The 26743-nt window shown below is 32.9% G+C and carries 39 protein-coding genes and 2 pseudogenes; 8 read left to right on the plus strand and 33 right to left on the minus strand.

Going from position 1 to position 26743, the window contains the following annotated elements; all coding sequences use genetic code 11:
* Positions 1–35: 35 nt before the first annotated feature.
* Positions 36–647 (plus strand): TetR/AcrR family transcriptional regulator, encoded by a 612-nt coding sequence (locus VK90_RS05085; protein WP_048370912.1) that lies wholly within the window; start codon positions 36–38, stop codon positions 645–647.
* Positions 648–682: 35 nt separating this feature from the next.
* Here VK90_RS05085 and VK90_RS05090 read toward each other — a convergent pair whose 3' ends face one another.
* From VK90_RS05090 to VK90_RS05125, 7 genes and pseudogenes are all read right to left on the minus strand, one after another.
* Entirely contained in the window at positions 683–1120 is a 438-nt protein-coding gene (locus VK90_RS05090) for an NUDIX domain-containing protein (RefSeq protein WP_048370914.1), read from the minus strand.
* Positions 1121–1208: 88 nt separating this feature from the next.
* Entirely contained in the window at positions 1209–1448 is a 240-nt protein-coding gene (locus VK90_RS05095) for a DUF3953 domain-containing protein (protein WP_048370916.1), read from the minus strand.
* 21 nt (positions 1449–1469) lie between these two features.
* Positions 1470–1715, minus strand: a complete 246-nt coding sequence (locus tag VK90_RS05100; RefSeq protein WP_025148507.1) for a DUF3977 family protein — start codon at positions 1713–1715, stop codon at positions 1470–1472.
* Positions 1716–1830: 115 nt separating this feature from the next.
* A pseudogene (locus tag VK90_RS05105) lies at positions 1831–2160 on the minus strand (helix-turn-helix domain-containing protein); the annotation flags it as partial.
* Positions 2161–2554: 394 nt separating this feature from the next.
* Positions 2555–2896: an NIPSNAP family protein gene (locus VK90_RS05115; protein ID WP_048370920.1), complete on the minus strand. Its 342-nt coding sequence runs from the start codon at positions 2894–2896 to the stop codon at positions 2555–2557.
* Entirely contained in the window at positions 2866–3465 is a 600-nt protein-coding gene (locus VK90_RS05120) for a GNAT family N-acetyltransferase (RefSeq protein ID WP_048370922.1), read from the minus strand. The genes VK90_RS05115 and VK90_RS05120 overlap by 31 nt, the downstream gene beginning before the upstream one ends.
* Positions 3466–3480: 15 nt before the next feature.
* The gene (locus VK90_RS05125) at positions 3481–4248 is read right to left on the minus strand and encodes a DeoR/GlpR family DNA-binding transcription regulator (RefSeq protein WP_048370923.1); all 768 of its coding nucleotides are present in this window, start codon (positions 4246–4248) and stop codon (positions 3481–3483) included.
* A gap of 264 nt (positions 4249–4512) precedes the next feature.
* Here VK90_RS05125 and VK90_RS05130 point away from each other — a divergent pair, with 264 nt between their 5' ends.
* Positions 4513–5010: a hypothetical protein gene (locus VK90_RS05130; protein ID WP_048370926.1), complete on the plus strand. Its 498-nt coding sequence runs from the start codon at positions 4513–4515 to the stop codon at positions 5008–5010.
* A 119-nt stretch (positions 5011–5129) separates the two neighbouring features.
* On the opposite strand, the gene VK90_RS05135 is transcribed toward VK90_RS05130, so the two are convergent.
* Positions 5130–5762 carry a DUF4085 family protein gene (locus VK90_RS05135; RefSeq protein WP_048370928.1) on the minus strand — a complete coding sequence of 211 codons (633 nt, stop codon included), beginning with the start codon at positions 5760–5762 and terminating at the stop codon, positions 5130–5132.
* Between the two features lie 309 nt (positions 5763–6071).
* A complete protein-coding gene (locus VK90_RS05140) occupies positions 6072–6551 on the minus strand; it encodes a DinB family protein (protein WP_048370930.1) in 480 nt (159 codons plus the stop codon).
* Positions 6552–6811: 260 nt separating this feature from the next.
* Here VK90_RS05140 and VK90_RS05145 point away from each other — a divergent pair, with 260 nt between their 5' ends.
* Positions 6812–7657: an oxidoreductase gene (locus VK90_RS05145; protein ID WP_048371252.1), complete on the plus strand. Its 846-nt coding sequence runs from the start codon at positions 6812–6814 to the stop codon at positions 7655–7657.
* Between the two features lie 79 nt (positions 7658–7736).
* Here the strand turns inward: VK90_RS05145 and VK90_RS05150 are convergent, their stop codons facing one another.
* The 5 genes and pseudogenes from VK90_RS05150 to VK90_RS30125 all read right to left on the minus strand — a co-directional run bounded on the left by VK90_RS05150 (position 7737) and on the right by VK90_RS30125 (position 10229).
* On the minus strand, positions 7737–8117 hold the full coding sequence (locus tag VK90_RS05150; RefSeq protein ID WP_048370932.1) for a DUF4181 domain-containing protein: 381 nt from the start codon (positions 8115–8117) through the stop codon (positions 7737–7739).
* A gap of 111 nt (positions 8118–8228) precedes the next feature.
* On the minus strand, positions 8229–8552 hold the full coding sequence (locus tag VK90_RS05155; RefSeq protein ID WP_082147811.1) for a DUF4181 domain-containing protein: 324 nt from the start codon (positions 8550–8552) through the stop codon (positions 8229–8231).
* 68 nt (positions 8553–8620) lie between these two features.
* Positions 8621–9445, minus strand: a complete 825-nt coding sequence (locus VK90_RS05160; protein ID WP_048370935.1) for a PP2C family serine/threonine-protein phosphatase — start codon at positions 9443–9445, stop codon at positions 8621–8623.
* The gene (locus VK90_RS05165; RefSeq protein WP_048370937.1) at positions 9429–9908 is read right to left on the minus strand and encodes an HIT family protein; all 480 of its coding nucleotides are present in this window, start codon (positions 9906–9908) and stop codon (positions 9429–9431) included. Before VK90_RS05165 ends, VK90_RS05160 begins: the two co-directional genes overlap by 17 nt.
* Before the next feature lie 139 nt (positions 9909–10047).
* Positions 10048–10229 (minus strand): annotated as a pseudogene (locus VK90_RS30125) (septum formation initiator).
* Between the two features lie 257 nt (positions 10230–10486).
* Here VK90_RS30125 and VK90_RS29755 point away from each other — a divergent pair.
* Entirely contained in the window at positions 10487–10723 is a 237-nt protein-coding gene (locus VK90_RS29755) for a hypothetical protein (protein WP_048370939.1), read from the plus strand.
* A gap of 54 nt (positions 10724–10777) precedes the next feature.
* Here the strand turns inward: VK90_RS29755 and VK90_RS05180 are convergent, their stop codons facing one another.
* Both VK90_RS05180 and VK90_RS05185 read right to left on the minus strand, forming a co-directional pair.
* Positions 10778–11614 carry an ABC transporter permease gene (locus VK90_RS05180; protein ID WP_048370941.1) on the minus strand — a complete coding sequence of 279 codons (837 nt, stop codon included), beginning with the start codon at positions 11612–11614 and terminating at the stop codon, positions 10778–10780.
* Positions 11607–12812 carry a quaternary amine ABC transporter ATP-binding protein gene (locus tag VK90_RS05185; RefSeq protein WP_002172263.1) on the minus strand — a complete coding sequence of 402 codons (1206 nt, stop codon included), beginning with the start codon at positions 12810–12812 and terminating at the stop codon, positions 11607–11609. The genes VK90_RS05180 and VK90_RS05185 overlap by 8 nt, the downstream gene beginning before the upstream one ends.
* Before the next feature lie 172 nt (positions 12813–12984).
* On the opposite strand from VK90_RS05185, the gene VK90_RS05190 reads away from it, so the two are divergent.
* On the plus strand, positions 12985–13842 hold the full coding sequence (locus tag VK90_RS05190; protein ID WP_048370943.1) for a glycine betaine ABC transporter substrate-binding protein: 858 nt from the start codon (positions 12985–12987) through the stop codon (positions 13840–13842).
* 44 nt (positions 13843–13886) lie between these two features.
* Here VK90_RS05190 and clpP read toward each other — a convergent pair whose 3' ends face one another.
* Both clpP and VK90_RS05200 read right to left on the minus strand, forming a co-directional pair.
* Positions 13887–14468, minus strand: coding sequence for an ATP-dependent Clp endopeptidase proteolytic subunit ClpP (gene clpP, locus VK90_RS05195; RefSeq protein ID WP_048370945.1), 582 nt, complete (start codon positions 14466–14468; stop codon positions 13887–13889).
* A gap of 20 nt (positions 14469–14488) precedes the next feature.
* Positions 14489–15175 (minus strand): RNA polymerase subunit sigma-70, encoded by a 687-nt coding sequence (locus tag VK90_RS05200; protein WP_048370947.1) that lies wholly within the window; start codon positions 15173–15175, stop codon positions 14489–14491.
* A 143-nt stretch (positions 15176–15318) separates the two neighbouring features.
* Here VK90_RS05200 and VK90_RS05205 point away from each other — a divergent pair, with 143 nt between their 5' ends.
* The 3 genes from VK90_RS05205 (at position 15319) to VK90_RS05215 (ending at position 16852) form a co-directional block, all read left to right on the plus strand.
* Positions 15319–15639 carry a 2Fe-2S iron-sulfur cluster-binding protein gene (locus tag VK90_RS05205; protein WP_048370949.1) on the plus strand — a complete coding sequence of 107 codons (321 nt, stop codon included), beginning with the start codon at positions 15319–15321 and terminating at the stop codon, positions 15637–15639.
* A gap of 4 nt (positions 15640–15643) precedes the next feature.
* Entirely contained in the window at positions 15644–16306 is a 663-nt protein-coding gene (gene rpiA / locus VK90_RS05210; protein ID WP_048370950.1) for a ribose 5-phosphate isomerase A, read from the plus strand.
* A 111-nt stretch (positions 16307–16417) separates the two neighbouring features.
* Complete coding sequence (locus tag VK90_RS05215) at positions 16418–16852, plus strand: GNAT family N-acetyltransferase (protein WP_048370952.1); 435 nt, start codon at positions 16418–16420, stop codon at positions 16850–16852.
* Between the two features lie 85 nt (positions 16853–16937).
* Here the strand turns inward: VK90_RS05215 and VK90_RS05220 are convergent, their stop codons facing one another.
* From VK90_RS05220 to VK90_RS05290, 15 genes are all read right to left on the minus strand, one after another.
* Positions 16938–18131, minus strand: coding sequence for a macrolide family glycosyltransferase (locus tag VK90_RS05220; RefSeq protein ID WP_048370957.1), 1194 nt, complete (start codon positions 18129–18131; stop codon positions 16938–16940).
* Between the two features lie 84 nt (positions 18132–18215).
* Positions 18216–18893 (minus strand): formylglycine-generating enzyme family protein, encoded by a 678-nt coding sequence (locus tag VK90_RS05225; protein WP_048370959.1) that lies wholly within the window; start codon positions 18891–18893, stop codon positions 18216–18218.
* 53 nt (positions 18894–18946) lie between these two features.
* Complete coding sequence (locus VK90_RS05230) at positions 18947–19459, minus strand: DNA topology modulation protein (RefSeq protein WP_048370960.1); 513 nt, start codon at positions 19457–19459, stop codon at positions 18947–18949.
* A 49-nt stretch (positions 19460–19508) separates the two neighbouring features.
* A complete protein-coding gene (locus tag VK90_RS05235) occupies positions 19509–20438 on the minus strand; it encodes a phosphotransferase enzyme family protein (protein ID WP_048370962.1) in 930 nt (309 codons plus the stop codon).
* Between the two features lie 25 nt (positions 20439–20463).
* On the minus strand, positions 20464–20850 hold the full coding sequence (locus VK90_RS05240) for a ribosomal maturation YjgA family protein (protein ID WP_048370964.1): 387 nt from the start codon (positions 20848–20850) through the stop codon (positions 20464–20466).
* 92 nt (positions 20851–20942) lie between these two features.
* The gene (locus VK90_RS05245; protein WP_048370966.1) at positions 20943–21653 is read right to left on the minus strand and encodes a class I SAM-dependent methyltransferase; all 711 of its coding nucleotides are present in this window, start codon (positions 21651–21653) and stop codon (positions 20943–20945) included.
* Positions 21654–21679: 26 nt separating this feature from the next.
* On the minus strand, positions 21680–22033 hold the full coding sequence (locus VK90_RS05250) for an MmcQ/YjbR family DNA-binding protein (RefSeq protein WP_048370968.1): 354 nt from the start codon (positions 22031–22033) through the stop codon (positions 21680–21682).
* Between the two features lie 15 nt (positions 22034–22048).
* Positions 22049–22453, minus strand: coding sequence for a GNAT family N-acetyltransferase (locus tag VK90_RS05255; RefSeq protein ID WP_048370969.1), 405 nt, complete (start codon positions 22451–22453; stop codon positions 22049–22051).
* Positions 22454–22487: 34 nt separating this feature from the next.
* Positions 22488–22904 carry a GNAT family N-acetyltransferase gene (locus VK90_RS05260; protein WP_048370970.1) on the minus strand — a complete coding sequence of 139 codons (417 nt, stop codon included), beginning with the start codon at positions 22902–22904 and terminating at the stop codon, positions 22488–22490.
* Positions 22905–22938: 34 nt separating this feature from the next.
* On the minus strand, positions 22939–23310 hold the full coding sequence (locus VK90_RS05265) for a hypothetical protein (RefSeq protein WP_048370971.1): 372 nt from the start codon (positions 23308–23310) through the stop codon (positions 22939–22941).
* Positions 23311–23314: 4 nt separating this feature from the next.
* Entirely contained in the window at positions 23315–24082 is a 768-nt protein-coding gene (locus VK90_RS05270) for a serine hydrolase (RefSeq protein WP_048370972.1), read from the minus strand.
* 166 nt (positions 24083–24248) lie between these two features.
* Positions 24249–24761 (minus strand): GNAT family N-acetyltransferase, encoded by a 513-nt coding sequence (locus VK90_RS05275; protein WP_048370973.1) that lies wholly within the window; start codon positions 24759–24761, stop codon positions 24249–24251.
* Between the two features lie 72 nt (positions 24762–24833).
* A complete protein-coding gene (locus VK90_RS05280; RefSeq protein WP_048370978.1) occupies positions 24834–25841 on the minus strand; it encodes an HAAS signaling domain-containing protein in 1008 nt (335 codons plus the stop codon).
* Positions 25828–26175 carry a PadR family transcriptional regulator gene (locus VK90_RS05285; RefSeq protein ID WP_048370980.1) on the minus strand — a complete coding sequence of 116 codons (348 nt, stop codon included), beginning with the start codon at positions 26173–26175 and terminating at the stop codon, positions 25828–25830. The genes VK90_RS05280 and VK90_RS05285 overlap by 14 nt, the downstream gene beginning before the upstream one ends.
* A 184-nt stretch (positions 26176–26359) precedes the next feature.
* A complete protein-coding gene (locus tag VK90_RS05290; RefSeq protein ID WP_048370982.1) occupies positions 26360–26692 on the minus strand; it encodes a DUF952 domain-containing protein in 333 nt (110 codons plus the stop codon).
* Between the last annotated feature and the right edge of the window lie 51 nt (positions 26693–26743).

Here is a 26743-nt window from a genome sequence, read left to right on the forward strand (position 1 = left end):
TATTTTCAGATATTTCAGTATAAAGAGGTGATTCTTTGAAAAACTCTGCTCTTTCAACAAGAAAACACCGCTCCTTAGAAACCAAAAAGAAACTATTACATTCCGGTTTCACAATCTTTATAAATAACGGATTTCAGAAAACGACAATCACGCAAATTATTAAACATGCGAAAACTGGTTACGGAACTGCATATGTATACTTTAAAAACAAAGATGATCTCCTTATCATTTTGATGGAAGATGTTATGAATCGCTTTTATGATATTGCTGAACGTTCGTTCACACCTAACACAAAGTCCGAAGCTCAACAAATGATACAAAATCAAGTGCGTGCCTTTTTGCAGCTGGCGGAAGAAGAACGGGCTATTTTGCAAGTTGTGGAAGAAGCAATAGGGTTATCAAAAGAGATACGTCAAAAATGGGATGAGATTCGCGAACGCTTTATAAAAAGTATTACCCAGGATATTACTTACTCTCAAGAAAATAAATTGGCACACCCTGAATTAAATAAAGAGATTGTAGCACACGCTTGGTTTGCGATGAATGAAATGTTTCTTTGGGCAATTGTGCAAAATGATAAAAAACTAGATTTAGAAGAAGTTGTACATACGTTGACAATGATGTATACGACAGGGCTATATAAATAGCACACCCCTTATTAATAAGGGGTGCTATTTTACATCTATAAAAATATTTTATCGGGATACGATAATGCTAATGGTGGCTTTTCAGATAAGGGGAAATATTGTAGTTTTAAGGTTTCTTCATCTATCGCTTTCAACTCTCCCCCGACAACTTCACACTCAAATACAATAACAATATATTCTACTTGATCTCCATTCGAATATGTATGACGAAATTCTTTCCCTCCAAATACCCCTTTTTCCTTTTTCACTTTTACTTTCAATCCTGTTTCTTCCCACACTTCTCTAACAACCGCTTCTTCTGGTGTTTCTCCTGGTTCGATTGCCCCTGCTGGCAAACTCCAGTATTCTCCTCCAGGATATTGAAATAAGATTTCCCCCTGCTCGTTTTTAATAACAGCAGCTATACTCGGCATAAAAATTAGTTCAGATCCTAATTTTTCACGAAGTCTTTTATAATATAATGACATCGGCATTTGATTTTCTCTCCTTTGATAAATACTGAAATTTTTAATGAGAAACCTTCAAAAAAATAAACCAATACTCAATATGTTAAGTAATGGTTTATTTAAAATATTTTATGAACGATATAATGATACAAAATAGAGATGTAAGTAAAAGCAAAAGCCCCATATTCTTATTCTCTTTTTCATCCTTCTTAACGTTTTGTATCCCCATACTAGCAAGCATAAAACCTAATAGTAATTGTAAAATGAGTATACTTTGCTTTGAATCATCATTCCAACTATAAATGGAATAGCCCAATACAATAATTGCGAGTATGAAGGTGATAATTCTAATCATAAGAACACACCCTGTTTTATTCTATTGTTTTAACCTACTGACAATTCCAACAATAAACTTATACTCATCTCTACTTTTTCTTACTTTCTTAAAACCTTCTTTCGTATCAAAAATAAAACACGTTTTTCGAAACCAAACTCGTACATATAAAGACTCAAAGTAAATGGGTTTTACAATTCCTCGTTCCTCAAATTCAGTCCCATCCTTATTCTCCGTTTCCGTCCGAACGAACCATCTATTTCCGATCCCAACTTCAATATACTTCACTTACTAACCTCCTTTAGGGAATCTTTTTTCTAACTATTCTATTATTTCCCTGGTAAGCGCACATTCCGACAGAAATTGAGCACATAAAGAAAAAGTAGATTACAAAAATCTACTTTTATAGCCTAAATTTTTGCATTCGCTTATAAAACGTACTCCGAGGCACATCTAATAACTTTGCAGCTAAAGATACATTCCCATTCGTCTTTTGTAATGCTTCAATCATGCTATCGCACTGTATTTTTTCACGAAAATTCAGCGTATGCTCCTCTTTATTTTCAGCTTGCAACTCAAGTTGTTTTTGCTTTCCCATCATCGTTTGTAATAAAAATGATATTTGTTTTTCGCATATTTCCCGTCCTTGCGACAAAATGTAAATACGTTCTAGTATATTTAATAATTCCCTTATATTTCCTGACCATTTATGCTGTGAAAATTGATTACAAATAACAACTTGTTTATCACTATCAATTACATCTAAAGTGCGGTGAATTAAATGTAGTTCGTTTTGATGTATTTGAATGCTACACTCACGTTCAATCGTATAGGCAATTGAAGCAAGCATATACGGATGTAACAACTCAACCGAACATGAGAAATAGCGTTTTCAACACAATTAGAAAGACAACACAACTATTTTATTACTTTGAATATCTTAATGAATTTCTTTATATTTTTTAAATAAAACTATATTTTGTATTATTGATCCTAGTAAAATACAAAACCAAAACCACTTTATCGGATTGTTATTAAAAAAGAATATTACTACCGCGACCATAAATAAAATAGTAGATGCTAGGCTAATATATAATTTCATTTTAATTCCCACTAAAATTCCTCCTCTACCTCTTTACAGTACATCGTAACTCCTCATTTTTCATCTCTAATATATACTCGTTTAAAACATATTCTTTCCCGCCATGTTTTTCATACCATTCATGTATTCTTTTCACGTGCACCTCATCATTTTTAATTTCCGCTTCAATTTCTACATAATCTTCATAACTATCATATTCCCATATAGCAAACACTTCAGTCGTACCATCATTGTTATCTTTCATCCAACGCCCAATTAAACGGGAACCATATTTTAATTGATTCGGTAAATTTGTATCATTGAAATGGTTATTAAAAATTTCGATAAATTTATTTTTCACTTTATAATATTTTCTTCTGTAAAACATATTTCTTCACCTCTTTTATGAGAAGTATCATTAAATCTGCCCATGATAACCGTATTGTAATACTTACCGTCCGACAGCCTCTTATCATTTTTTAGAACGCCCTCTACTCCAAATACAAACTTTTCATAAAGCTGAATAGCTTTCTCGTTTGTTTCTAACACTTGTAACACTATCTTTTTTACTTCATTTGTGTCAACCCAACTAATTGATTCTTGTAAAAATTCCTTACCAATCCTGTATCCCCAAAACTCTTTTAAAATACAAACACCAAACTCTACTTTATGAGACAATCTGTTTAAATCGGATCCCTCACATCTTGAAAATCCAACGATACGGTTATGCACTTCCGCAACTAAAAAGAGATTTTTTGTTTTTTCACTATCCGTTTCTATTATTCCCTGAAATCCTTTCGTATCTATAAATCCCTCACCTTGTTCCCTATCCATATTTTCAGTTTCTCCGTCGATTTGTACTCTTATTTTCGATAACTGTTCTGCATCTTGCTTTATTGCAGAGCGAATCGTATACTCAAGTCCATTTATACTAAACTTTTGCTCTTTTATAATCATAGTAAACTCCTTTTGTTATATAGTAGATTGAGCTATTACTATTTTATTACCCTGCCTCTCTAACTCTTGAATTACTTCTTTACGAGCTTCTTCATCTGTTATAATAAGATCAATTTCTTTAAGGGATTCCCCTTTTATAAAACAATCAATTCCAAGTTTATTATGGGGTGCTAAACAAATATTTTTTCGAGCAATTTTGCTTACTGTTTTTCCGAAATAAGCAACTTCCGGTGTTGCAGTACTTATACCCTTTAATGAAATGCCGCCACCTGTAGAGAAATAAAGATCAATAGTAAAACTATTAATCAATTCTGAGGCAAGTGTATCCGTCATATTTCCTGAAGGCTTTACCTTGCCACCAATTAAATATGTATCAATGTTCTTACATTCCCGCAACTTACAAGCTATTTCGATTGAATTCGTAATAACTGTAAATGATATTTCGGGTAAAAATTTTAACATGGCGTAATGAATAGTAGCGCCGCCAATAAATATTGCATAACCTTCTTGTATATATGAAGCTGCGATTTTCGCAATTGCGTCTTCATATATAGAACTATTACTACAACGTTTAGATGGTGTCTCCGCTAAGTTCCTCACTCGAGCAAACTCTACTGCCCCTCCATGCGTTCTTTTTAATAAACCATCCTTCTCCATAATAGACAAATCTCTTCTTATAGAATCGATAGACATATCGAATATTTCAGCAAGATCTTTTGCGATTACTCTTCCATCTTTCTTAAGTAGCTCTAAAATTTTCTCTCTACGCTCTTCAGTGAACATGTTATCACCTCTCGCTATCTAAGATTCAGAAAATTAGCATTTATGTTTAATTATATGCAGTTATTTTCTGCTTTACAATATTTCTCATTCTTATTCCTTCTGCTTTATGCAAGTTTTTTCTAATATTCTTTAAATTATTATGTTCAATAATACGAATTCTAGATAAATGCATATTTGCATATTCCACAAAAAGACTTCCATTTATTTTCCTTATGATGTAAAATTATTCCTATGCTTTACTTTTTAATACAGAAAGGAATTACTATGAAATCTTTAATTAAAGTAACTTGTACAGCACTATTATTTACAGGGATAATGGCAGGATGTAATGCAAGTGCAACACCAAAACAAGAAAAGAGCGCTCTCGAAAAGAACGCAATGCACTATGGGGAAATTGTTAAAAACGAATACTATAGAGCAACAGTTGAAAATGCAAAATTTGAAAAAATAGACAAAGAGTGGCGCCTTACAACTCGTGTTATGATTAATAATGTTCGAGCCGACGGACAAACTATTGACCTTTCAGAAATAAAATATTTCATAAAAGATGAAAAAACTGGTCAAAAATATGAAGGTGAAGTTCATCCAGTAGATGATGAGAAATATAAAAATGTTCCACTCGAATTCTCTTTAACTACTGACGTTGTATTTGAAATGAAAACTTCGCCTAAAGACTTAAATAACATGTATTTGTATATAGATAGTAAAGCTGCTCCATTAACAAATACATATTGGAAGCTTGATAATTTAGTATCTAAATAAAAAGACCAGTCATTTAAGACTGTTCTTTTTATACTCCCCCTTAAAATCCAATTTAAAGATACCACATTCTTTTTATTATTTTTTTATCGTGTCAAACATTTGCAATGCACCATACAGGATTATTCCTTTTCAATCTGTAAATCTTCTGCACAAATCGTTACTTCCAAAAACGGACAATCATATAAAACACCCAATTCAAATCCATCTCCATTAAGATCTAATTCATGATAAAGCCACCAAGCACCTTCAAAATTTTTCGGCATAGAACATTTCTTCACACCTGTAAAAGTTACTTGAAGTTTATCGAAATCGCTAAAAGTACCACTACAATCCAAAATTATGGTTAATACATCTTTTGATTTCCACTCCAATGAAAGAATCACACTATCATGTAGAGAGAACTCGTGTAATTGAACGACATTTGGTGGGAGATTTTTCTTAATAGAATTAAAGTGCTTTATGTATGATTGATCTAAATGAGTCATTCTTTTCTCATAATCATCTGTCCACTCTTGCATAAGTTTCTTTAATTTATCCGATGGGTATTCCGAATTAATTGTATTGTTATGAATATACGGGTGTAGTGATACAGTAAGAAACTTTAATAAATCTTCTTTCCTTTCTTCTACATCATCTTTTAAACTTTGTATATAATCCTGCTCCATCTCTTCCCATTCTTCCATTGATTCTATGAAATTTACAAATCCTGAAACTTGCATTTCTTTATACCAATCTTTTGTGAAATATTTCAATGAAATCTCTCCTAAAATATATTTATATCCAGAAAAAGAAGTTAATCTATTTAATATATCATTCTAATAAATGTTTTTTTAAAAGGAAATGTACAGTTGATAATATTCCGTTTAGAATGATTACAACAACAAAGAACAAGAATAAATATTACTTCAGCGAGTGAAATCAAAAAGTAACGAAGCATTTCGATTAAACTATAAACCTTGGTTTAATAGGTTTTCTCTTTCCTTTAAAAATAAAAAGTGGACAAAACGAGACAGCTGTCTCGTTTTGTCCACTTTTGTTCACTCTGTTAGAGAATCCTTACCTTATTCACTATCAAAACTCTTCTGTAATTTCCGAATGTAAATAATTTGACCTATATGATAAGCATTATGAGTAGTTACATTACTTATCACTTCCCACCACTTCGCACATACAGGAAATCCAATTACATCACTTTCAACCTTGTCTTCATTTATGAGATTTTGCCATTGTAACAATTTCTCTAGTAGTTTTTCTCTTAACTCTTCAAATGTTTGATTATCTGAAAGCATAAAACTTTTGTCATTATCACCGATAGCGGGCACGGCATTAACATTTGATTCTTTATACCTTGTTTGCCACGTCGAGTTCCAATACAGTAAATGTTGTACAATTTCAGCTATACTATTACTCTCTTCATTCGGCTTCCAGAAAGCTTCTCTCTCAGATAAATCTTTTACTGCATCTGAAAATGGAATATACCAACTCGGATCATTCGCATTTGCTAATAACTGATCTGCTAATATATCTTTCACATGGACCATTTTTCTTCCCCCGTTTCATTAATTTATATAATGCTTACTTCTCTATATACGCTGAGTCCACAAAATTCCCTTTTTAGAACCATTTCCATACATATGCAAATAAAGAATTTGAAAACACTTAATCCGTATATAGCCCCATAGAATATAGGAATAACACAAATTTCTATCATAACGAATATATGTATAGAAACTATATGTAAGAGTAATAGATTTTCTCCTTATTACTCGTTATGATAAAAGAAAAAGAAAGCGAGCGGACAATGAATAAAAAAATTGCGGTTATTACAGGAGCATCAAGTGGATTCGGACTATTAACAACTCTTGAATTAGCAAAAAAAGATTATTTTGTTATCGCTACTATGCGAAATATTGATAAACAAATAAACTTAATATCTCAAGCTACTGTACTTAACTTACAACATAATATAAAAGTACAACAATTAGATGTAACAGACCAAAATTCCATACATAGCTTCCAATTATTTTTAGAAGAAATAAACAGAGTAGATCTGCTCATAAATAATGCAGGATATGCAAATGGTGGCTTTGTAGAAGAAATTCCAACTGAAGAATACCGTAAACAATTTGAAACGAACCTTTTCGGAGCTATATCAATCACGCAACTCGTCTTACCTTATATGCGTAAACAAAAAAGCGGAAAAATCATTAATATAAGCAGCATTAGCGGACAAGTTGGATTCCCTGGTCTATCCCCTTATGTTTCTTCAAAATATGCATTAGAAGGCTGGAGTGAATCTCTTCGCTTAGAAGTAAAACCATTCGGGATAGATGTCGCATTAATTGAACCTGGTTCTTATAACACAAACATATGGGAAGTAGGCAAACAATTAGCTGAAAACAAATCTAATACAACCTCTCCTTACAAAGAATATATGGATAAAATACAAAAACATATTAATAGCGGCAGTGATACATTTGGTAATCCGATAGATGTAGCTAATAAAATCGTTGAAATTGCCGAAGCAAAACATACTACATTACGATACCCAATCGGAAAAGGGGTAAAATTTATGATCTTCGCGAAGAAGATTCTTCCGTGGAGATTGTGGGAGTTTCTTGTTTTGAGGAGTTTTAGAAAGATGTAAATAAAAAGAGTAGCCATCAAAATAAATAATGGTAGCTACTCTTTTTAAACTTTTATCATTGAAAGTTATTCCAATATCACTATGTGTAAAGAGGATCAAAATAAAATAACATTGAAACCATAAAAATAAATGCAAAAAATCCGATTATAGAAAGAATATATTCTTTTGTCTCTCTGTTATATTTCCACTCCATCCATACGCGTATTAGGGATGTTGTTCCGCAATAAGTAAGTACAGCAATTCCTATATTAGCATTTTCTGCTTTGAACAGATAAATAAAACTTACTATAAGATATACGATAAACAGACCTATTTCCAATTTTACATGTAGGCTATTTACATGCTTATATATCCAAGAATTCCCCTTCGGCATATTCAATTTTTTTCTTAAAAACTTTTCTATAAAGTATCCAGCAATAATTAGTCCTATAGCTATAATCCAAATAGTAGAGTTGCCCAATGCTTTCCCTCCTATTTATTTATATTTTCGAAACAAAGTTGACTATATTATTTTTATTATTCTCTAAATAATTTATTATCCCCCTTAATTCCACATTTTCTCCAAAATAGATTAAATCCAATAGCTATAAAAGAAAAGATTAAGTATAATTCCTGTAATTATTAATGTTGGAACCGTTCCTAAAGAAATCACATATTCCCTCGATTCTTTATCGAATTTCCACTCCATATATGATTGAAAGCAGTATAGAGTTATTAAAAATAAAATAGGTAAATTACTAATATATATGGGATTTAAAAAAGAACATATCATCGTAACAATTATATAAGAAATGATGATAGCTCTAGTTCCCCATTTATGAGACTTGTTTACATATTTACTATTCCATCCTGTTTGTTTCGGTATATTTAGTTTTTTTCTCACTACATTTTCCAAAACAACTAAGAATATGATCCATAATACCAATACAATTCCTTTCACTAAAACCAGTGATGTCTCCTCCTTTACCTTTTCTCCGGCTGATCACTCGGATACGTAGTATTTCCTTTATTTTCAACATCCCAACTAATAATTGTCGCACTATCTCGCCCTAATTGGTGATGAACGTGTTCTAAAACATTGTGAACATTTTCTTTAAGCTCTATATTATTTCTATTCATATCATTATACAGATTTAATGGCGTTTCATAACCACGTTCCCCGCATTCTAATACCCCATCTGTCACCATCACAATTCGATTCTTTCCAGTACGTAATTCACGAATACCCGATGAATAACAAGGAACGGGTAAATCAAATGTGTTTACATTTCCAATCCATTCGTAAAAATGACGTTGATTCAATGCAAATTGTCCTAATTTATGTAACTCTTCATGCAATACATAAACTAGACAATCGCCAATAGATAGCCACCATATATAATTTTCTTTTCTTACACATATTAAACAAGCTGTCTCACCTTTAATTTTTTTACATTCTTCTTTAAATGACTGTGATTGAAAAACTGTAAGTATATGATTTTCAACAGATCGAAATACTGTTTCAATTGATTCATTCATAATCACTTTTATATTTTCATATTCTTTTTCGATTGTATTTACTACTAGATCAACACTTTCTGCGCTATTATGTCCATCTAATATTGCCGTAAATTCCCAATCACCATTTGACCAAACTAACGCACCATCTTCATTCTTTTTCGCTCCAGCACTTATATTCCCGCCGTATTTACCAAGTACAATGTCACCATATTGCTTAACTGACACTTCTCCTAAACACATTTCCGTATTTCCAACCCATGAATATTGTGTATTATTTGTTGTATACATACTTATTTACCATATACTTTCGTATTCTTTCGCATAGTTTTTTAATTTCCTCTGAGTCACCATGCGGTGCACCTGCCCATTCCGCTACTTCAGTTGGTGACCAATATTCTTTTGGTGTATTCGGATAACGCGGGATAATGTGCATATGCATATGAGGTACACCATTGCCTGAAACGAAAGTGTAAATATGTTCTGCGTCTTCACACTCTTTCAACGCCTTACTTACTCTACTTGTTATCAGTCCGAACGCTTTCGCTTCTTCATCTGTTAGCTCAGCAAGGCCAGGTACATGCCTCTTTATATCTATCATTACATAACCAAGATATGTTTCTTCGTCATCCCAATGGACATGTCCAACGTATACAAGATCATCTTCATAAATTGCCCCGCCTGAAACTGCTATGTTTCCTTCATGTTTTTGACAAATGAAGCAGTTTTCATCTGCTTGATTATTTATTGACATACCCATCCCTCTTTCCTTAAATTTACATTATATAATATCATAAAAATAAGATTTATAGTTTGATTTTTCAGTAAAATGCTCCGAAAAATAAGATTGTTTGTCCTTTTTATATCTTAATAATCTATATTAAAAGGACAATCTATTTCTGATTTCTATATAAAACTATCCCCATTCCAACTGCAATCCCTATTGCAATTCCTATTACTAGATTGTCTGCAAATAAACCGGGAGCTAATCCAATAAAGATACCTATACCGATTCCTGTTGCCATTGCCTCATTACTTTTTTATTACTAGCCAATAAAAATCCCCCTTTGTTCATGGCTATCAATAATATTAATGAATACCATAGAGGCTAAATTAACAACATTTCCACTCATACACAACTTTGTTATAGCTAAACTCGCTAATACATCCAAATAATTATAATAATACAAACTAATTGCAGTTATAATACTACTTATCCATAGTCTTTACAATATCCTCTTCTAATGAAATTTTTTTATAAGTCACCATTAAATATGTATAGGCATTTACTATAAGAAAGATCTGTAATTCATTTAAGGAGGAACAATTCATATGCATCCTCATTGGAATCCAAATTTAAATCAGCAATATGTTTATCCCCCCCACACTACGAGGAATACACTTCATCATGATTCTCAATACATGATGCAACGCATTGCAAGCCTTGAGAGCCAATTAGCAAAATTAATCTCTTTAATCGAAGAAAATAATCATTTAATTAAATCAATGGAACAACAGCAAAACCAAGTTTGTGCACCAGCTGGAGGTTCAGTTATCGTTCGGATGTAATCTTTCCGAACATAATTAAAAACACACTTTGAAGTATAAAGTGTGTTTTCTTTTTTATTTTCTTTTTTGATGAAACCCTTGTGTAATTCGGTCTAATACAATCGCAATTACTACAATAGCTAGTCCAGCTTCAAATCCCATTCCGATATTTACTTGTGTAACGGAGCGGTAAACATCGACTCCAAGTCCTGGTGCCCCTACAAGCGAAGCCGTTACAACCATTGATAACGAAAGCATAATACTTTGGTTCACTCCAGCCATTATCGTACCCGTTGCGAGTGGTAATTGTACTTTAAATAATTTTTGTGATGCGGTAGAGCCAAATGCATTTGCTGCTTCAATTAAATCTTCTGGAACTTGTCTAATTCCTAAGTCTGTAAATCTGATTGTCGGTGGCATTGCGAAAATAACGGAAGCAATAATACCCGGCACAACGCCTACTCCAAAAAATGTTATTGCGGGAATGAGATATACGAATGCCGGCATTGTTTGCATAAAATCTAATGTCGGTTTTAAAAATTTTGAAAAACGTTCATTTTGTGATGCTAAAATACCAATTGGAATGCCGACTATAATGGAAATAATAACTGAAGTGAGAACGAGCGCTAATGTTTGCATCGTTTGTCCCCAATAATTAATGTTTAAAATGAACAATAAACCGATAAGAGTAAAAATGACTAAAGATACTTTTTTCGTTGTGTACCAAATGAGGAAACATACGATAATAATCATCAATATGGATGGTATTATTGTTAAAAAATTAGTGAGTAAATCAACGAATCCGCCAATAATATAGGAGAACCCTCGGAACAACCCTTCAAAGTGATCATATAAACTCGCAACAAATGTATCAACCCATTCGCCTAATGGAATACGTGGAATTTTATTCATCGTCTTTCACCTCTTCCTCGATATTACCTGCAAGAGCTTGAATGACACTTTCACGTTTAATAATTCCTCTTAACCTTTTCTTTTCATCAATTACTGGTAATGGAAATTTCATCTCCGCCATTTTTGCATACGTTTCTTCAAGTAAAGTATCTAAATAAACGTGCGGAATATCATTAAGTAATAAATCAGCAATTGGCCACTGTTTTTGCACAGCTTTACTAGCATCATCCGCTGTTAAAATACCTAAAAACTCATACTTTTTGTTCACAACATATACAGTAGAAACACCCGCATTTCTCATAATTTGTAGAGCTACACGAGGCCCACGGTCGATTAATAACGTTTCTGGTCTTTTTAAAATCGATTCTGCCGTAATGACTTTTCCTAAATTAACATCTGCGACAAATCTCTCTACAAATTCATTCGCAGGGCTCATCATTATTTCTTCTGGTGTTCCAATTTGAACTACTTCTCCATCTTTCATTAATGCAATTCGATCACCAATTCGAAGGGCTTCATCTAAGTCATGCGTAATAAAAATGATTGTTTTCTCCATTTTATCTTGTAACTCTAACAATTCATCTTGCATTTCTTTTCGAATAAGCGGATCTAACGCACTAAACGACTCGTCCATTAATAAAACATCCGGATCATTCGTTAACGCCCTTGCAATTCCAACACGTTGCTGCATACCACCACTAAGTTGACTAGGATAATTATCTTTATGATGTTCAAGTCCTACTAACTTCAACGATTCTAACGCTTTATTTTCTCGTTCTTCTACTGGAACTCCTTGTATTTCTAAACCATACGCAACGTTTTGTATAACTGTACGATGCGGAAATAAAGCGAACTTTTGAAATACCATGCTCATCTTCGTTCTTCTCACTCTTCGCAATTCTTCTTTTCCCATCGTTGCAATGTCTTCACCATCTATGTATATATGACCTGCTGTGGGTTTGATTAATTGATTTAGCATTCGAACTAACGTTGATTTTCCGCTACCGGATAATCCCATTATGACAAATATTTCTCCCGTATACACATCGAATGTTGCCTTTTTCACACCAACATTCATTCCCGTTTCTTTTAATATTTCAGATTTACTCTTTCCTTCCTTTAATAAAGCAACCGCTCTTTGAGGATTTTTCCCGAAAACTTTTGTTACGTTCTCGACACGTACTTTCGTATTTTTCATACAGCTACTCCTTTCCTACCCATCTATTCACATAGTGTTGCGATTTTACAAATAAATATTACATAAAAATGACATTCATAAGTTTCCTTTAAAATTCTCGTTTCCGTTCATAATAAGAGTGTTCACTTATAGATTTATTTATATGAGTTAAGGTTTCATAGGAGGTTTTTTAATGCGAAAAAAAATATGGATATTAAGTCTTTTATTATTTATTAGTATGATTTTCACTTCTTGTAATGCAACAAATGCAAATTCGAAAGGAAAAATTAAACTTGGTGTAACAAGTTGGAAAGAAAATATTGCAACCGCAAATATGTGGAAAGTTTTATTAGAAGAAAAAGGTTATAAAGTAGAGCTTATGTATTTAGAAAAAGCTGCGATTTGGACTGGAGTCGCTCGCGGTGATGTTGATGCTAATTTAGAAGTATGGCTTCCTGTTACGGATAAACCATTAAACGATCGTTATAAAAATGACATTGTCTTAAAATCAAAATGGTATGAAGGTACTGGACTTGGTCTAGTTGTTCCTTCTTATGTGAAAAACGTTAACAGTATTGAAGATTTAAATGCGCATAAAGACGAGTTAGAAAATAAAATTGTCGGGATTGAACCTGGCAGTAGTCTTATGAATTTAACGAATAAAGCAATGAAGGAATATGATATAAAACTAAAACTTGTCCAATCTTCAGAAGCTGCGATGATGAGCGAACTAAAAAAGGCATATACGAAAAAGAAACTAATCGCTGTTACGCTTTGGAATCCACATTGGGGTTTTTCAGAATTTGACTTGAAATATTTAAAAGACCCTAAGAAAGTATATGGTGAAAAAGATGACATTTATTACTCAGTTCGTAAAGGTTTCGAAAAAGATCATCCTGATATTGTGAAATACTTTGATAAATGGAAAATGAACGATGAGCAGCTTGGTACGTTAATGGTCATGTTAAATAAAACGAAAGACCCAGAAGAAGCTGCACGAAAATGGATTAAAAAAAATCAAACATTAGTTGATGGATGGATAAAAGATTAAAAAGCAGGCTAGAGAATAAATTATAATCTCTAGCCTGCTTTATTTTATTTTTTCGTAACGACATCATCTAAAATCCCGTATTCCTTCGCTTCTTCTGCAGTCATAAAATAATCTCTTTCTGTATCATGTGCTACTCTTTCAATTGGTTGCCCTGTTTTTTCTGCAATCATTTTATTAATATCACGCTTTAACTTTAATATTCTTTTTGCTGTAATTTCAATTTCCGTCGCTTGCCCTTTCGCACCACCGAGCGGTTGATGAATCATGATTTCACTATTAGGTAACGCAAAGCGTTTTCCTTTTGCACCTGATAATAATAATAGTGCACCAAATGATGCCGCTAAGCCCATACAAAGCGTTTGCACATCTGGTTTAATAAGATTCATCGTATCTAATATTGCAAATCCCGCTGTCGTTGAACCACCTGGACTATTGATATACAGGAATATATCCTTTTCTGCATCTTCCGCTTCTAAAAACAATAATTGTGCTACGACACTACTTGCAACTTGATCGTTAATTTCAGAACCAATCATAATAATTCGGTCTTTTAATAACCTTGAATATATATCATAGGAGCGCTCTCCTAACTTCGTTTGTTCTACTACGTAAGGAATTGCATTCATTATAAATCCCTCCATCTATTTTATGCCGCACTAAGCATACAACTGTAAGAAGAAGTTTTTTTCATATTGAATAATAACACCGGTTGTATTGATGGTAACTTAGTGAAATCTATTGTTGGGAGAAGTTTTGTCAACAATTCAGGTCTTTCTTCACGAATAGAAGTTACAACGACTTCAACATCATCCGTGTACTCCACTATTTCAATGCCTTCTTCACTTACAGTTTTCAGCCTATTTCTACTCCTAAATAACGATGCTTTAACCGCACCTTCTGATACAGAGCATATTTTTGCAATATCCGCGATACTATACTGAAAAACATCCTTTAATAATAAAATTACGGATTGTTGCACATTTAGCGAAAATAGTACTTTTCCTACCATCTCATGCAAATCTGCAATCTTTTCATGTGGTTCTTCAAATGTAATTTTCTCTTCCATTTTCTCTTGAACTGACTTTACTTTTACTTGGTCTAGCCACCGGTTTCTAGCTATTTTATATAGAAGCGTCATACAAATATCTTTATCACTATACTTTTGAAGAACTTTACATACTGCTTCTTGGGCGAGATCTTCTCCATCCCATTTGTTTTTCGTTAAAAACGTACAGTACCTTTTTAACTCTCCATATTGCTCAATTAAAAAATTTATATTTGAAGGATTCATATCGATATGATTCTTTAAGAATTGCGTTACTTTTGTGCACAAAATAACCACTCCTTTTCAGCGCTTACTTAATAAACGATTGAACAAATAAAAAAGTTACGGGGCTTATAATAAATTTTATGTTTATGTTCATGAATACGGGTCATAAATATGTTATATAGAATTTTACATGAGGAGGAATCCATTTGCCAAAATTAACAGTTGAAGGTACCGGAACTTTTGATATTAAGGAAGGAACGAAATTAGTATTAGCACTTGAAGATAACTGTGTGCATATTCTACATCGTTGCGGTGGCAAAGCAAGATGTACAACTTGTCGAGTTGAAGTCATTGCAGGTGATTTTTGTGATCCCACAAATGATGAAAAACAAGCGATTACGGAAAAAGGAATTGAAGATCATTTAAGATTATCGTGCCAAATGCGTGTACACAAAGATATTACTGTCCGCCCTATCCTTACAGTTGAAAATTCTGGCTTAGATGCTGGACCACGTCCGGCGGAGTAAAGCGATGAATTTAAAACAGCTCGCCGGTGAATATGCTGCGGATTTTGTACAAGACAATATGAAAGTTGGACTCGGCACAGGCTCCACCGTATATTGGACAATACAAAAATTAGGGAAACGTGTGCAAGAAGGTTTATCCATTCAAGCAGTACCAACATCAAAAGAAACTGAAGCATTAGCTAAACAACTGTCAATTCCATTAATTCCCTTAAATGAAATTGATATACTCAATCTCACTATAGATGGTGCAGACGAAATTGATTCGAATTTGCAGTTAATAAAAGGTGGTGGTGGTGCATTACTTCGCGAAAAAATTGTCGCTGCCTCATCTGAAAAACTTATTATTATTGCAGATGAATCCAAACTCGTTTCACATTTAGGTGCCTTTCCACTTCCTATTGAAATAGTCTCCTTCTCTTGGAAACAAACTGAAAAGAAAGTTCAATCTTTAGGATGCGAAACGCGTTTACGTATGAAAAATGGCGAACCATTTATAACCGATAACGGTAATTTCATTATTGATTGTATTTTTCCAAATAAAATATTGAATCCAAACGACATGCATAAAGAGCTAAAAATGATTACTGGTGTAGTTGAAAGTGGATTATTTATAAATATGACGAACACAGCAATAATCGGAACCGAGAACGGTATAAAAGAATATTAACTGTTTTAAAGACTGACTTTTGAAAGTCAGTTTTTCTTTTTCCTTTTATAACGCTACTGTATGATATACTATGAAAACACATACATATCATTCTAGAAAGGGCTGAACACATTGGAATCAAAACTCATAACAGAACTTACAGATTTAGAAACTGCCTTTCATATTCGAAAAGAGGTATTTGTTAAAGAACAAAGTGTCCCTCTTGAAGACGAGTTCGATACATTTGATAGAATTGGCGAAGAATGCAAACATATTTTAGTTTATTATAATGAGCTTCCTGTAGGTACTGGTCGTATACGATTTGTTGACGGGATAGGTAAACTAGAAAGAATTTGTATTTTAAAAGACTATCGCAAATACGGATTAGGAAAAGTAATTATTCAATCATTAGAAGAGATTGCTCATAAAAAAGAAGCAATCAAAGTTAAATTGCATGGTCAAACACATGCCGAAGGATTTTATAAAAAATTAGGCTATCAAACCTCATCTGACGTATTTATGGAAGATGGAATTCCGCACATTCTTATGACGAAAGAATTGGCATAATAAAAAGGGTATTATATGAATCTGCATTATGGATTCATATAATACCCTTTCATAGACACTGTTCTCATGTACAGTTTTACATTTACTACCGACCTATAAATGTAAAAATCTCATCAACAGCTTGCTTATGCCCACCTGACTTTTGGAAAGACTCCTTCATATTCAAAGAAGCTTCTTTAAATGACGGATTATTTAATACTAGCTCAACACTTTCACGTAGTTGATCCTCAGTTAATTCTTTCATATGTAACTGAACTCCTGCCCCGATACTCTCCACTTGCTTTGCGATTACTGGTTGATCTGCGCTTTGCGGAATTACAACGAGTGGAACACCGTTAGAGAGTCCTTCATGCGTACTGTTCATCCCGCCGTGTGTAATAAATAATTTCGAATATGTAAGAAGTTCAGTTTGTGGTACATAATTTTTCACAATGAAGTTTTCAGGAATATCACCTAAATCACTTATTTTTGTTTTGCTGCCAATAGACATAACAATCGTATGGTCACTATTCTCGAATGCCTTAATACAAAGTTTATAAAAATCAATCGCTTCATTAAAAACAGTGCCTAGTGAAATATAAATCGGATTTTTCTCTTTAATTAAAGTATAATTGAAGCCCTCTTTTGCGATTGGTGTAGCGATAGATGGTCCTACAAATTTGAAAGTTTCGTCAAATGCATCCCCAAAAGGTTGAAATTCCCTTGTTGTATAAACAATGGTAAGTGGTGCGGGATTACAGAAAACTTCATAAGGTGATTGGATTTCAACACCATATTTTTCTTTAATTCCTGTTTTTAAGCTTTGAAAATCATTATTAATTCTATCATTAATTTCCACAGGGATATTTTTCGAAAGATGGTCTAACATTCTTTCAAATGATGTTTCATCCTGCGCAAAAGATGTACACGAATTTATTGCTGGAAGCTTAAGAATTTGAGCAATTAAACGGCCACAACCAAACATGGAATCATGAATAATATAATCAAAATGTTCCCCTTCAATTTGTTCTAGAACACTAGGTATTACAATATCTGCTGTATGTAAAAGGCCGTTTATTCTTTCATGTATATAATTTCGTCCACCGGAAAGAAAAGCTTGTAAAAATTTTTCATCATCAATCGTTCGTACCGTAGCACCTGTCTTCTCAATACGCTCTCTGAAAGCTTCTATTGAAAAATAAACTACTTCTTCTCCTCGTGCAATTAGTTCTTCTACAACTTGAATCGTTGGGTTAATATGTCCTTCTGATCCAACATTAATGAATAATACACGTGCCAATATAAACACTCCTTAAGTTAAATGATTTCTAAGTTGTCATTAGGAGTACGGGTACTTTCCCTACTCCTATCTCTTATTCTCCTTCTAAATGGACCTAGCAAGCCTAAACCCAAGATCATCTATTTGAAATGTAGGATGACTACGCCTACGACAAGTAGCACCGCAGCCTCTAGCCTCTTCAGCCCAGCTACCACCCCGGAAAATTCGATACGATCCATATACCTTTTCATCATACAAATCATAACACCATTCCCAAACGTTCCCTAACATATCATATAATCCCCATGTATTCGGTTCTTTTGTACCGACCTCATGAATATGTCCCTCTGAGTTTTCATTATACCAAGCAATCTCTTTAAGTTCTCCATATATGTATCCAGTAGTTCCTGCTTTACATGCATATTGCCACTCTGCTTCAGAAGGTAATCGGTAGCCGTTTGAATCTAAATTACAACGAACCGTTTGACCGTTATCACTAATAGAATAATACTCTTTTAATCCCGCTTTTTTTGAAAGTAAATTACAAAACAGAATCGCATCATTCCATGAAATATTTACAACTGGTTTATTATTTCCTTTGAATACATTTGGTGTATTATTCATAACGGCATCATATAATCCCATCGTTACAGCATACTTTGCAAGAAGAAACGGCTTAATTTGAACTTTCCATTCTTTTTTTATTCGATCATCTCTTAATATTACCTCTCCTACTGGAATTTTTACCATATAAGAATCAATCGAGCGAATGATTTCATTCAATGTTATCCCTCCATTTTAAAATGGAACAAAATTAATTATTTTAGTGCATAAATTTATAGTTGCCGCACTTCCTTTAAAAATCGCTGAACTTCATTTGGAGATTTTAAAATAATAACTTCTTTATCCTGACTTAATTGATTTAGACTTTTTAAAATTGCAGGTCTTTTCATCTTAGGATATTCCCATATCCATTTAAAAAATTGCAAGTCAAACCTTTCTTCACATCCTGCGCCCATATCCGGTCTTGTTTTATTCCGATATTGTACAATTCTTTTAAAAGCACGATAAACACATATCGTTCTATGAATATCAAGAAAGATGATTGTATCAGCTGCATTAATTCTTATGTCCATTGTCCCGCCATAATTCCCATCAATAATCCACTTTTCTTCTTTAATTAAGTCATTTTGAACGGTTCTTTGTTCGTCTCTCGGAACACCTACCCAATTCGGCTTCCAAAATAACGCATCCAGATGATGTACGTTTATGTTTAATTTATTTCCTAACTGTTTTGCTAATGTGGATTTTCCTGAACCACCAGAACCAATCAATATTATTTTTTTCATAAATGGCTCCTTTTTCATATCGTACTTATCAATAAACTTTCTACTTTATTTATATACGTACGATACTTGCTATAACTTCTTCAATTTCTTCTTTATTCGCAAAAATCCATAAGAACATCTCTTCATTCAACTTTAGTAAATCAACTGACTGGACAAAATAAGTAATAAAGATAATTTGAATAGAAAGCATGACGAACCAAATAGCCTGTACTTCCTCTCTTGTTAATGCATTTTGCTTATTATATCCTTCAAAAATAGTTCTAACGATTTGTAACCAGTTCCTTCTTAATGTTTCATCCATATATAGCTCACTTAATACACTGGTAAAACAATAACTTAGATCAAATACTCTTACATTTTCTTCCAAAAGTTCAAAATCGATAAATCCCTGAAATTCATTGTCTTGAAAGATAACATTTGATAAGTGCATATCGCGATGAATGATTTGTTTCGGTAATAATTGAACTTTTTCTTTGAATTTTTTATGTAAGTTATTCATTTGTTGAATTACATCACGCTGAACTTGCTCATTCTTTTCTAAAATCGGCATAGCCCACTCGTATAACACTTTATACAAATCCCTTTTTATTAACTCACTTACATTCCCTTCTGAATTAAGAGCCTGATGTAGATTGGCCAATTCCTCTCCAATTGTGCTTCCTAGCTCTTTCAGCTTTTCTGTATCTTTTATTTCTAGCACACTTCCGGCAACATAATCATACAAACAATAATACTTCTCTTTATAAAATACGTACCTTTCATCACTTTTCGTTTTCACTAATTTTTGTACTCTAATTCCTTTTTGATCAAGCTGTTCTAATACGTTTAGTTCAACTAGAAGCTGCTTTATCGATCCCTTCTCCTTTAAAATATACGCTTTATTATTACACGTAACCTTTGTGACTTTGGATTGAATTACAGTAGCCGTAACATGTTCATCATGAAACCAAAACTTTGCAATTTCCAGTGCATGCTCCATATACAAATCCCCTTTTTAAAATTTCTTATTTCTCCCGTAACATAAACTCACAAAGCATTCCTACCCCAATACCAATTGTATAAGCCACTAAGTCACTCCACAAAAATCCGTAACCTAATACGAGTCCACCTAATGTCGTTGCCCGAATACTATCAATCCATTCTGCATGGTACAATTGGCTAATTTCAATCCCGTAGCAAAATATCAAACTAATAATAGCTAATTTCTTCGTTTCTATTTTAGGAAATAAAAAGCCAAATCCCGTAAAAATCATTAATGCCCATAACGCATCACCTAAATAAGCATTTAATATATCCGGTAAAGCATATGCAAATTTTCTTGAACTAAGGCCTAAAACAATTACGATTATAGTAAAGATAGCGTATAGTATTCTGTTTCGTTTATTAATCATTATAAATTCTCCTAGTTTATACTTTCCTTTATTAATCTTAAACTAAAAACAGCTTGTAAAATATAACAATTTTACAAGCTATTTAAACGGTTTCACTTTGTATTCTTCGCTTTTATAATAAGGAAATGCGGGTTAGTGTTTAAATAATGATATGACTTCTTATCTACTTCTTTCATCTTTCCAATCGGTTTCGGCTCGACTACCTCTTCTAATACAAAATTATTCGTTGTTTCATTTATAATATCTTGAAGTGATCTTCTAAAGAAACTCACTTCAATTGTAATATTTGGTTTACGCCAAGTATCTACTAGTAACTGCGTTTTAAAATAATCTTCACACGGAAACTTTGTAAAATCCATAAACGGATGATGAACTGAATACACAAATAAACCACCTGGTTTAAGAACGCGATGAAACTCTTGAAATACATCACTCCAATTTTGCAAGTAATGAAGAGTAAGCGAACTTACAATGATATCAAAAGTATCATCTTCAAATGGTAATGTTTCTTCAAGATCATGACAAAGAAACGTTGCGTTTTCACCTACACATTCCCTTGCTGTTTTCACCATTTCTGGACTTACATCAATAGCCATAACTTCTGCACCTCGGTTTACGAATTGAGAAGAATACCAACCAGCTGCGCAACCAGCATCTAAAACCTTCATCCCTTGCATTTGCTTCGGGATGATTTCCATCATTGCTGGTCTCTCATAATAACTGTTATATGGATTTACCGTATCAAGATTTTCTTTATACGTGCTAGCCAATTTATTATAAGTATCCTTTGTGGAATCTATCATTAATTTCTCCTCCTAATACTTATTAATTAATCCAATAACTCTTGCTGTTTTTTCTTTGAAAATGATTGCAGTACTAAATCATAAGACCAATCTATCATCTTATTAATTTGTTCTTGTTCTACATCCTTATGTATGTACACTGTATTCCAATGTTTTTTATTCATATGATAACCCGGAATTATTGTATCTGGATAATCTTCTCTTATTCTTAATGCGAGTTCCGGATCACATTTTAATGTGATTGCAGCTTTTTCACCCTCTTCATGGTTCACTATCGCAAATATTTTATTATTGAGCCTCATACAAGTTGCATTCCAACCATCTGGAGAATCTTCTGTCGCTTTTCTTTTCGATAAACAATATGCTCTTGTTGCATTCATAAAAATTGACACCTCTTATTCTTTTACTATTTGATTACGATGCATCACAATTTGCTTCGTCGCTTGAAATTGCTGTTCACCATAAAACTTTATTAGTTTCTCTCCGCAAAATAGACTAACAATATCAATATGAGATATTTCTCGAAGTAACATAGTAAGCATCTTCTCTCCAATGCCTTTATTTCTTACACTTTCATATACGACAACATCTTCTATGTACGCTCGAAAAACACCATCAGAAACAACTCTAGCAAATCCAATTAATTCATTTTCTTCCCATACTCCAATTGCTATACTATTCTTTAACATTTTTTCAATATCGACTTCTTTTCTTTCTGGCCACCAGCCTACAGAATCGTAAAGATTTTTTATTTGTTCTGCACAGATAGGGCGTTCGTGTTGAAATTTATATGTGTACATTTCCTATCCCCCTAGTAAACATAATATAATTATATTAAAGTCTTTTCTCTAAAAAATGCTGACTATATCCTTTAGGATGATCTTCAACGACCCCAAACTCTCGATAACCATGCTTTTTATAAAAATCTGGTGCTTGGAAACTAAATGAGTCTAGTAATATTAACCTACACCCTTTTTCCTTCGCAATTTCTTCGATTTTATGTAACAATTGACTTCCATACCCATCATGACGAACCGATTCATCAACCCATAAAAAATCTACATGTAGATGATAAAAATACATCGTTCCTGTTACCCCGCCAAAGATTTTTCCATCCTCATCTTTCACTACGAAGCTTACTTGTTCCATCGGCTGTTTTACTTCATCTGTTAAAATAGACATGTTATATTGAATTAATTTATTTTTAATGTATTCTCCTTCAGTGCGTGAACCGTTCTCTATACGTTTCATATATATTTCTTCCTTTCACCTTAGTAAGCTACATTTAATTTTTATTTCTTCTCTTTAAAATACTAATGAATACAAATCCACCATATGTAACAAAGCATGAAAAACCAATTATTCCTGGTACAGAGACATAGCCCGTTCTTATATAACTTATAACTGCAAAACTAACGATTGAGAATAAAATAGATGGCCAAAATATAAGAGCTGTTTTTCTTCGTCTCTGTTTCGATGTATTTTCTTTCTCTACAGAAACACGTGTGCCAAAAAGCAATACAATACAAATTAGAATCGCTGCAAAGTAAATTGTATCTAATGACAAATTGTGATCGTATAGTGCGATTCCAACTTCAAGAGCAATAATTGTTAAAATTAAAATAATAATCGTTGAAGTTTTTAAGTTTCTTTTCAATCATTCACCCCCGCGATACTTTTTTATATTCTTTGTACAAGCACTTCAAAGCTTCTGTAATTGTTTCATCTACCATTTTATTATTAAATCGATCAGGTAAATCTTTGCCTCCAATAACATAAAGAAATGGAACTTCATTAAACATTCCCATTATACCAATATTTATTGTTGCTGTGGGCAATCCACCTGTCATATGAGCTATATGATAATACGGTATACCTACATAATCACCTTGTTGTCTTACCATTCCAGTAATAATTGGTTCCCATAATTCTGGATCTGATTTATAACTTTGAAAAATATGTACTAAAAGTGAATGTACTTGATTTAACTCTCCAATATTTTGTTCATCTCTAGGGTTTTCCTGTATATGAATCTTTGAAAAATACACTGAAACATATTCTCTGACAGTATCCCATCCTCCGCAGTGCATAACAATTGACTGAGCAATATAGCTATCATGGCATGCTATCATCACTTCAACCGCTTTTCTAAGTGTTAATGTATTTCTTCCTTGTAAGTGAGGATATAACTGCGCACTATCCTCATTTGGATTAAACTTAATATGATGAAGTATAGCATTCCAACTAATTTGTTTATCCTTTACCATCTTTGCTACTGCAAATCCAATTGCCACTTTTGCTGCTGATGCTAATGGAACATAAAGTTCACTATTATAGGAAGCAACTATGTTTTCATACTTTGTAGAGTAAACAACTAATCCAATTTGACCTGATTGTATTTCTTTAATTTTTTCAATGACAGTCTGCATATTCATTCCTCTTTTTATATCGTTTTATCATCTTTTCAAAATTCGATATAGAATATAAAAATCCTTTTTTGTTAAATGCTATTCATGCATTCAATAAGAAAAGGTAGCATGAAATTTTTTCATACTACCTTTTGAAAATATTTATTACGACGTATAACGAATACATCTATTCTTCGATAGGTTTTACAGGGCCATTAAGCTCCAATTGATAAAAAGCTAAATCTAACCATCTATTAAACTTATAACCAGCTTTGCTTATTGTCCCCGAATAAACAAAGCCGAAGTTTTTATGCATAGCAATGCTTTTTTCATTTTCTGCATCAATCCCAGCAATTAAAGTCATGTATTCTCTTTCTTTTGCAATTGCGATCAATGCTTTCATTAAAGAAGTTCCAATTCCATTTTTTCTATATTCTTTATTAACATACACAGAATGTTCAATTGAATATTTATAGGCAGGCCATGCTCTAAATGGGCCGAATGTCGCAAATCCTACTACTTTATTATCTAGTTCGTATACTAAAATTGGATACCCGTCAGCCTGTTTTTGTTCATACCAATCTATTCTATTTTCAAGGGTTACAGGTTTATATGCATATACAGCTGTTGTATTAAGTATCGCATCATTATAAATATCTAAAATAAATGTTAAATCTTTTTTCGTTGCTTCCCTTATCATTGTTTTCTTCCTTTCAAAGTAATTTTCCTCTTTAACTTTCTAAAATGAGAGTTTTTGATTAAAATTTTAGATTTATTTATCTGAACGGACTCTAGCTTTTCGAAAACCATCAATAATATTTAGTACCGCGGATAATATGAAGATAATTACCCCTCCAACAATTAGCCGCGTTTTAAATTCCTCTGGAGAAATAGTAAACACATTTGCTACATACGTAATAAACCCTTCGTTAAATAAATGCGGATTTACTATAATTACAATGAATACTATTGTTCCGGTTATTTGAAGAATTGCGTTTCCAATTGCCAATCTTTTCGTCCATTGTCCCTGTACTAACTTATAAAGAGATATACCTATTTCGAAAACAAGCATAATTACAACGATTGGCCAATACTGAAGTAAAATATCTTGATTAAACGTAGGCGCGACAAACTTCAATCCATTTTCCGTACCATGATATACGCCAACGAGATGATTTGCATAGAAGTAAAGTGTTGTCCAGACTGCTGTCCACATCAAACCCCAAAAAACTTCAAACTTTGAAATCTTCTTTTTCTTCGGGATAAAAGGGGTATTTTTCAAATCATCCGGAGTCCATTTTTTAAAACTTGTTGTTAATGGTTGTGGATCTTTTACATTATCAGTTCTCTCTAAAATAAAAAACACAAGTGTCAACCAGAAAAATACATGGAGGCCTACTTCGAATATTTCCCCGATGCCTTCACCTATCAATTTTAAAATAACATTTAATACCGCCTGATCACCACTATAGCCTATAAAATTTTCTGCAACCATTGAAATGAGTGCAATAACAGCTGCAATCGGTATGATCATTTTTAATAATGTCGTGTACACATCAAAATAACGTGGTCCAATTAAATGCATCGGTCTATCCATGTACCCGTTAGCCAATGTGACTGGACTCCCCAATTTTGCAAGAACACTTTTTACATCGTCTTCATTATAATCATCGGGTAACATATCCTCGATTGTCGAACGTAACTCAAGTACAATATCATCACGGTTTTTCTCAGGTATTCTCTTCGCAACTTCCTGAATGTAAACCTCAATTAAATTCATTCTCGTCCTCCTCCTTTAATAAGTTATAAAGTTCTTTTGAATCTTTTATCCATTCTTTTTTCAATTGCAAAAAAATCTCTAATCCATATTCACTTAAAACATAATACTTACGAGGTCTACTCTCCGTTTTATCCCAACTACTCGTCACTAGTTCCTGCTTTTCTAATCGGCGAAGTAGTGGATATAAAGTACTTTGATCAATTGTGATCCCTGATTGCTCCAATAATTGGACAAGTGAATATCCATACTGCGGTGTTCTTAATTGGCTTAAAACCGCTAATGTCAATGTCCCTCTTCTTAACTCAGTAATTAACGAATTTAATAAAGCATCCATTCACCCACCTCATTTCCATTACTATATGTCATACAGTATGTGTTTTATACTATGTATCGTACAGTATCCTTGTGACAAAAACAATTGATTTTTATAAAAATCAGAAAAAAAGCACAAACTTTATAATTTGTACTTTTCTTATTTTCTTGTAGCTCACTAGCAAACTGTAATGCCAATAACACTTTTAGCTATGTATCTCTTGTAATTTAAATTCTCCTTTTTCTTTAAGGAATGGGACAACATTTACAATCGCCTCAACATTAATTACTCCATATACATGCGGATATTCTTGACCGTTAGAAGCAAGTTCGTATTTTATTTCTGCTTTTACCAGGGATGGATCAATTGTAAGTAATAAAACATCTTCTTCATAATTGAAATGTTTTTGGGCAACTTTTAAAGCTTGCCCCAAAAATGAACAATGAATAAATCCCTCTTCTTTAAGTGAGGCTTCATTAATCTCCCCAGTTGTTTTTGCGATTTCCCAATTTCTTTTTGTTATTACTTTTGTAATCATTATCATTTTCTCCCCCAAATCTTTATATAGAAAAACAAGAGGTTTTTCTGT

The sequence above is a fragment of the Bacillus sp. LK2 genome (assembly GCF_001043575.1).
Lineage (GTDB): Bacteria > Bacillota > Bacilli > Bacillales > Bacillaceae_G > Bacillus_A > Bacillus_A paramycoides.

Excerpts from the sequence above, each read along its gene's own strand:
- VK90_RS05090 (WP_048370914.1), bottom strand. The coding sequence starts at position 1,120 with ATGCCGATGTCATTATATTATAAAAGACTTCGTGAAAAATTAGGATCT.
- VK90_RS05095 (WP_048370916.1), bottom strand. The coding sequence starts at position 1,448 with ATGATTAGAATTATCACCTTCATACTCGCAATTATTGTATTGGGCTAT.
- VK90_RS05115 (WP_048370920.1), bottom strand. The coding sequence starts at position 2,896 with ATGTTTTACAGAAGAAAATATTATAAAGTGAAAAATAAATTTATCGAA.
- VK90_RS05120 (WP_048370922.1), bottom strand. The coding sequence starts at position 3,465 with ATGATTATAAAAGAGCAAAAGTTTAGTATAAATGGACTTGAGTATACG.
- VK90_RS05125 (WP_048370923.1), bottom strand. The coding sequence starts at position 4,248 with ATGTTCACTGAAGAGCGTAGAGAGAAAATTTTAGAGCTACTTAAGAAA.
- VK90_RS05130 (WP_048370926.1), top strand. The coding sequence starts at position 4,513 with ATGAAATCTTTAATTAAAGTAACTTGTACAGCACTATTATTTACAGGG.
- VK90_RS05140 (WP_048370930.1), bottom strand. The coding sequence starts at position 6,551 with ATGGTCCATGTGAAAGATATATTAGCAGATCAGTTATTAGCAAATGCG.
- VK90_RS05145 (WP_048371252.1), top strand. The coding sequence starts at position 6,812 with ATGAATAAAAAAATTGCGGTTATTACAGGAGCATCAAGTGGATTCGGA.
- VK90_RS05160 (WP_048370935.1), bottom strand. The coding sequence starts at position 9,445 with ATGTATACAACAAATAATACACAATATTCATGGGTTGGAAATACGGAA.
- VK90_RS05165 (WP_048370937.1), bottom strand. The coding sequence starts at position 9,908 with ATGTCAATAAATAATCAAGCAGATGAAAACTGCTTCATTTGTCAAAAA.
- VK90_RS29755 (WP_048370939.1), top strand. The coding sequence starts at position 10,487 with ATGCATCCTCATTGGAATCCAAATTTAAATCAGCAATATGTTTATCCC.
- VK90_RS05180 (WP_048370941.1), bottom strand. The coding sequence starts at position 11,614 with ATGAATAAAATTCCACGTATTCCATTAGGCGAATGGGTTGATACATTT.
- VK90_RS05185 (WP_002172263.1), bottom strand. The coding sequence starts at position 12,812 with ATGAAAAATACGAAAGTACGTGTCGAGAACGTAACAAAAGTTTTCGGG.
- VK90_RS05190 (WP_048370943.1), top strand. The coding sequence starts at position 12,985 with ATGCGAAAAAAAATATGGATATTAAGTCTTTTATTATTTATTAGTATG.
- clpP (WP_048370945.1), bottom strand. The coding sequence starts at position 14,468 with ATGAATGCAATTCCTTACGTAGTAGAACAAACGAAGTTAGGAGAGCGC.
- rpiA (WP_048370950.1), top strand. The coding sequence starts at position 15,644 with ATGAATTTAAAACAGCTCGCCGGTGAATATGCTGCGGATTTTGTACAA.
- VK90_RS05230 (WP_048370960.1), bottom strand. The coding sequence starts at position 19,459 with ATGAAAAAAATAATATTGATTGGTTCTGGTGGTTCAGGAAAATCCACA.
- VK90_RS05235 (WP_048370962.1), bottom strand. The coding sequence starts at position 20,438 with ATGGAGCATGCACTGGAAATTGCAAAGTTTTGGTTTCATGATGAACAT.
- VK90_RS05240 (WP_048370964.1), bottom strand. The coding sequence starts at position 20,850 with ATGATTAATAAACGAAACAGAATACTATACGCTATCTTTACTATAATC.
- VK90_RS05245 (WP_048370966.1), bottom strand. The coding sequence starts at position 21,653 with ATGATAGATTCCACAAAGGATACTTATAATAAATTGGCTAGCACGTAT.
- VK90_RS05250 (WP_048370968.1), bottom strand. The coding sequence starts at position 22,033 with ATGAATGCAACAAGAGCATATTGTTTATCGAAAAGAAAAGCGACAGAA.
- VK90_RS05255 (WP_048370969.1), bottom strand. The coding sequence starts at position 22,453 with ATGTACACATATAAATTTCAACACGAACGCCCTATCTGTGCAGAACAA.
- VK90_RS05260 (WP_048370970.1), bottom strand. The coding sequence starts at position 22,904 with ATGAAACGTATAGAGAACGGTTCACGCACTGAAGGAGAATACATTAAA.
- VK90_RS05270 (WP_048370972.1), bottom strand. The coding sequence starts at position 24,082 with ATGCAGACTGTCATTGAAAAAATTAAAGAAATACAATCAGGTCAAATT.
- VK90_RS05275 (WP_048370973.1), bottom strand. The coding sequence starts at position 24,761 with ATGATAAGGGAAGCAACGAAAAAAGATTTAACATTTATTTTAGATATT.
- VK90_RS05280 (WP_048370978.1), bottom strand. The coding sequence starts at position 25,841 with ATGAATTTAATTGAGGTTTACATTCAGGAAGTTGCGAAGAGAATACCT.
- VK90_RS05285 (WP_048370980.1), bottom strand. The coding sequence starts at position 26,175 with ATGGATGCTTTATTAAATTCGTTAATTACTGAGTTAAGAAGAGGGACA.
- VK90_RS05290 (WP_048370982.1), bottom strand. The coding sequence starts at position 26,692 with ATGATTACAAAAGTAATAACAAAAAGAAATTGGGAAATCGCAAAAACA.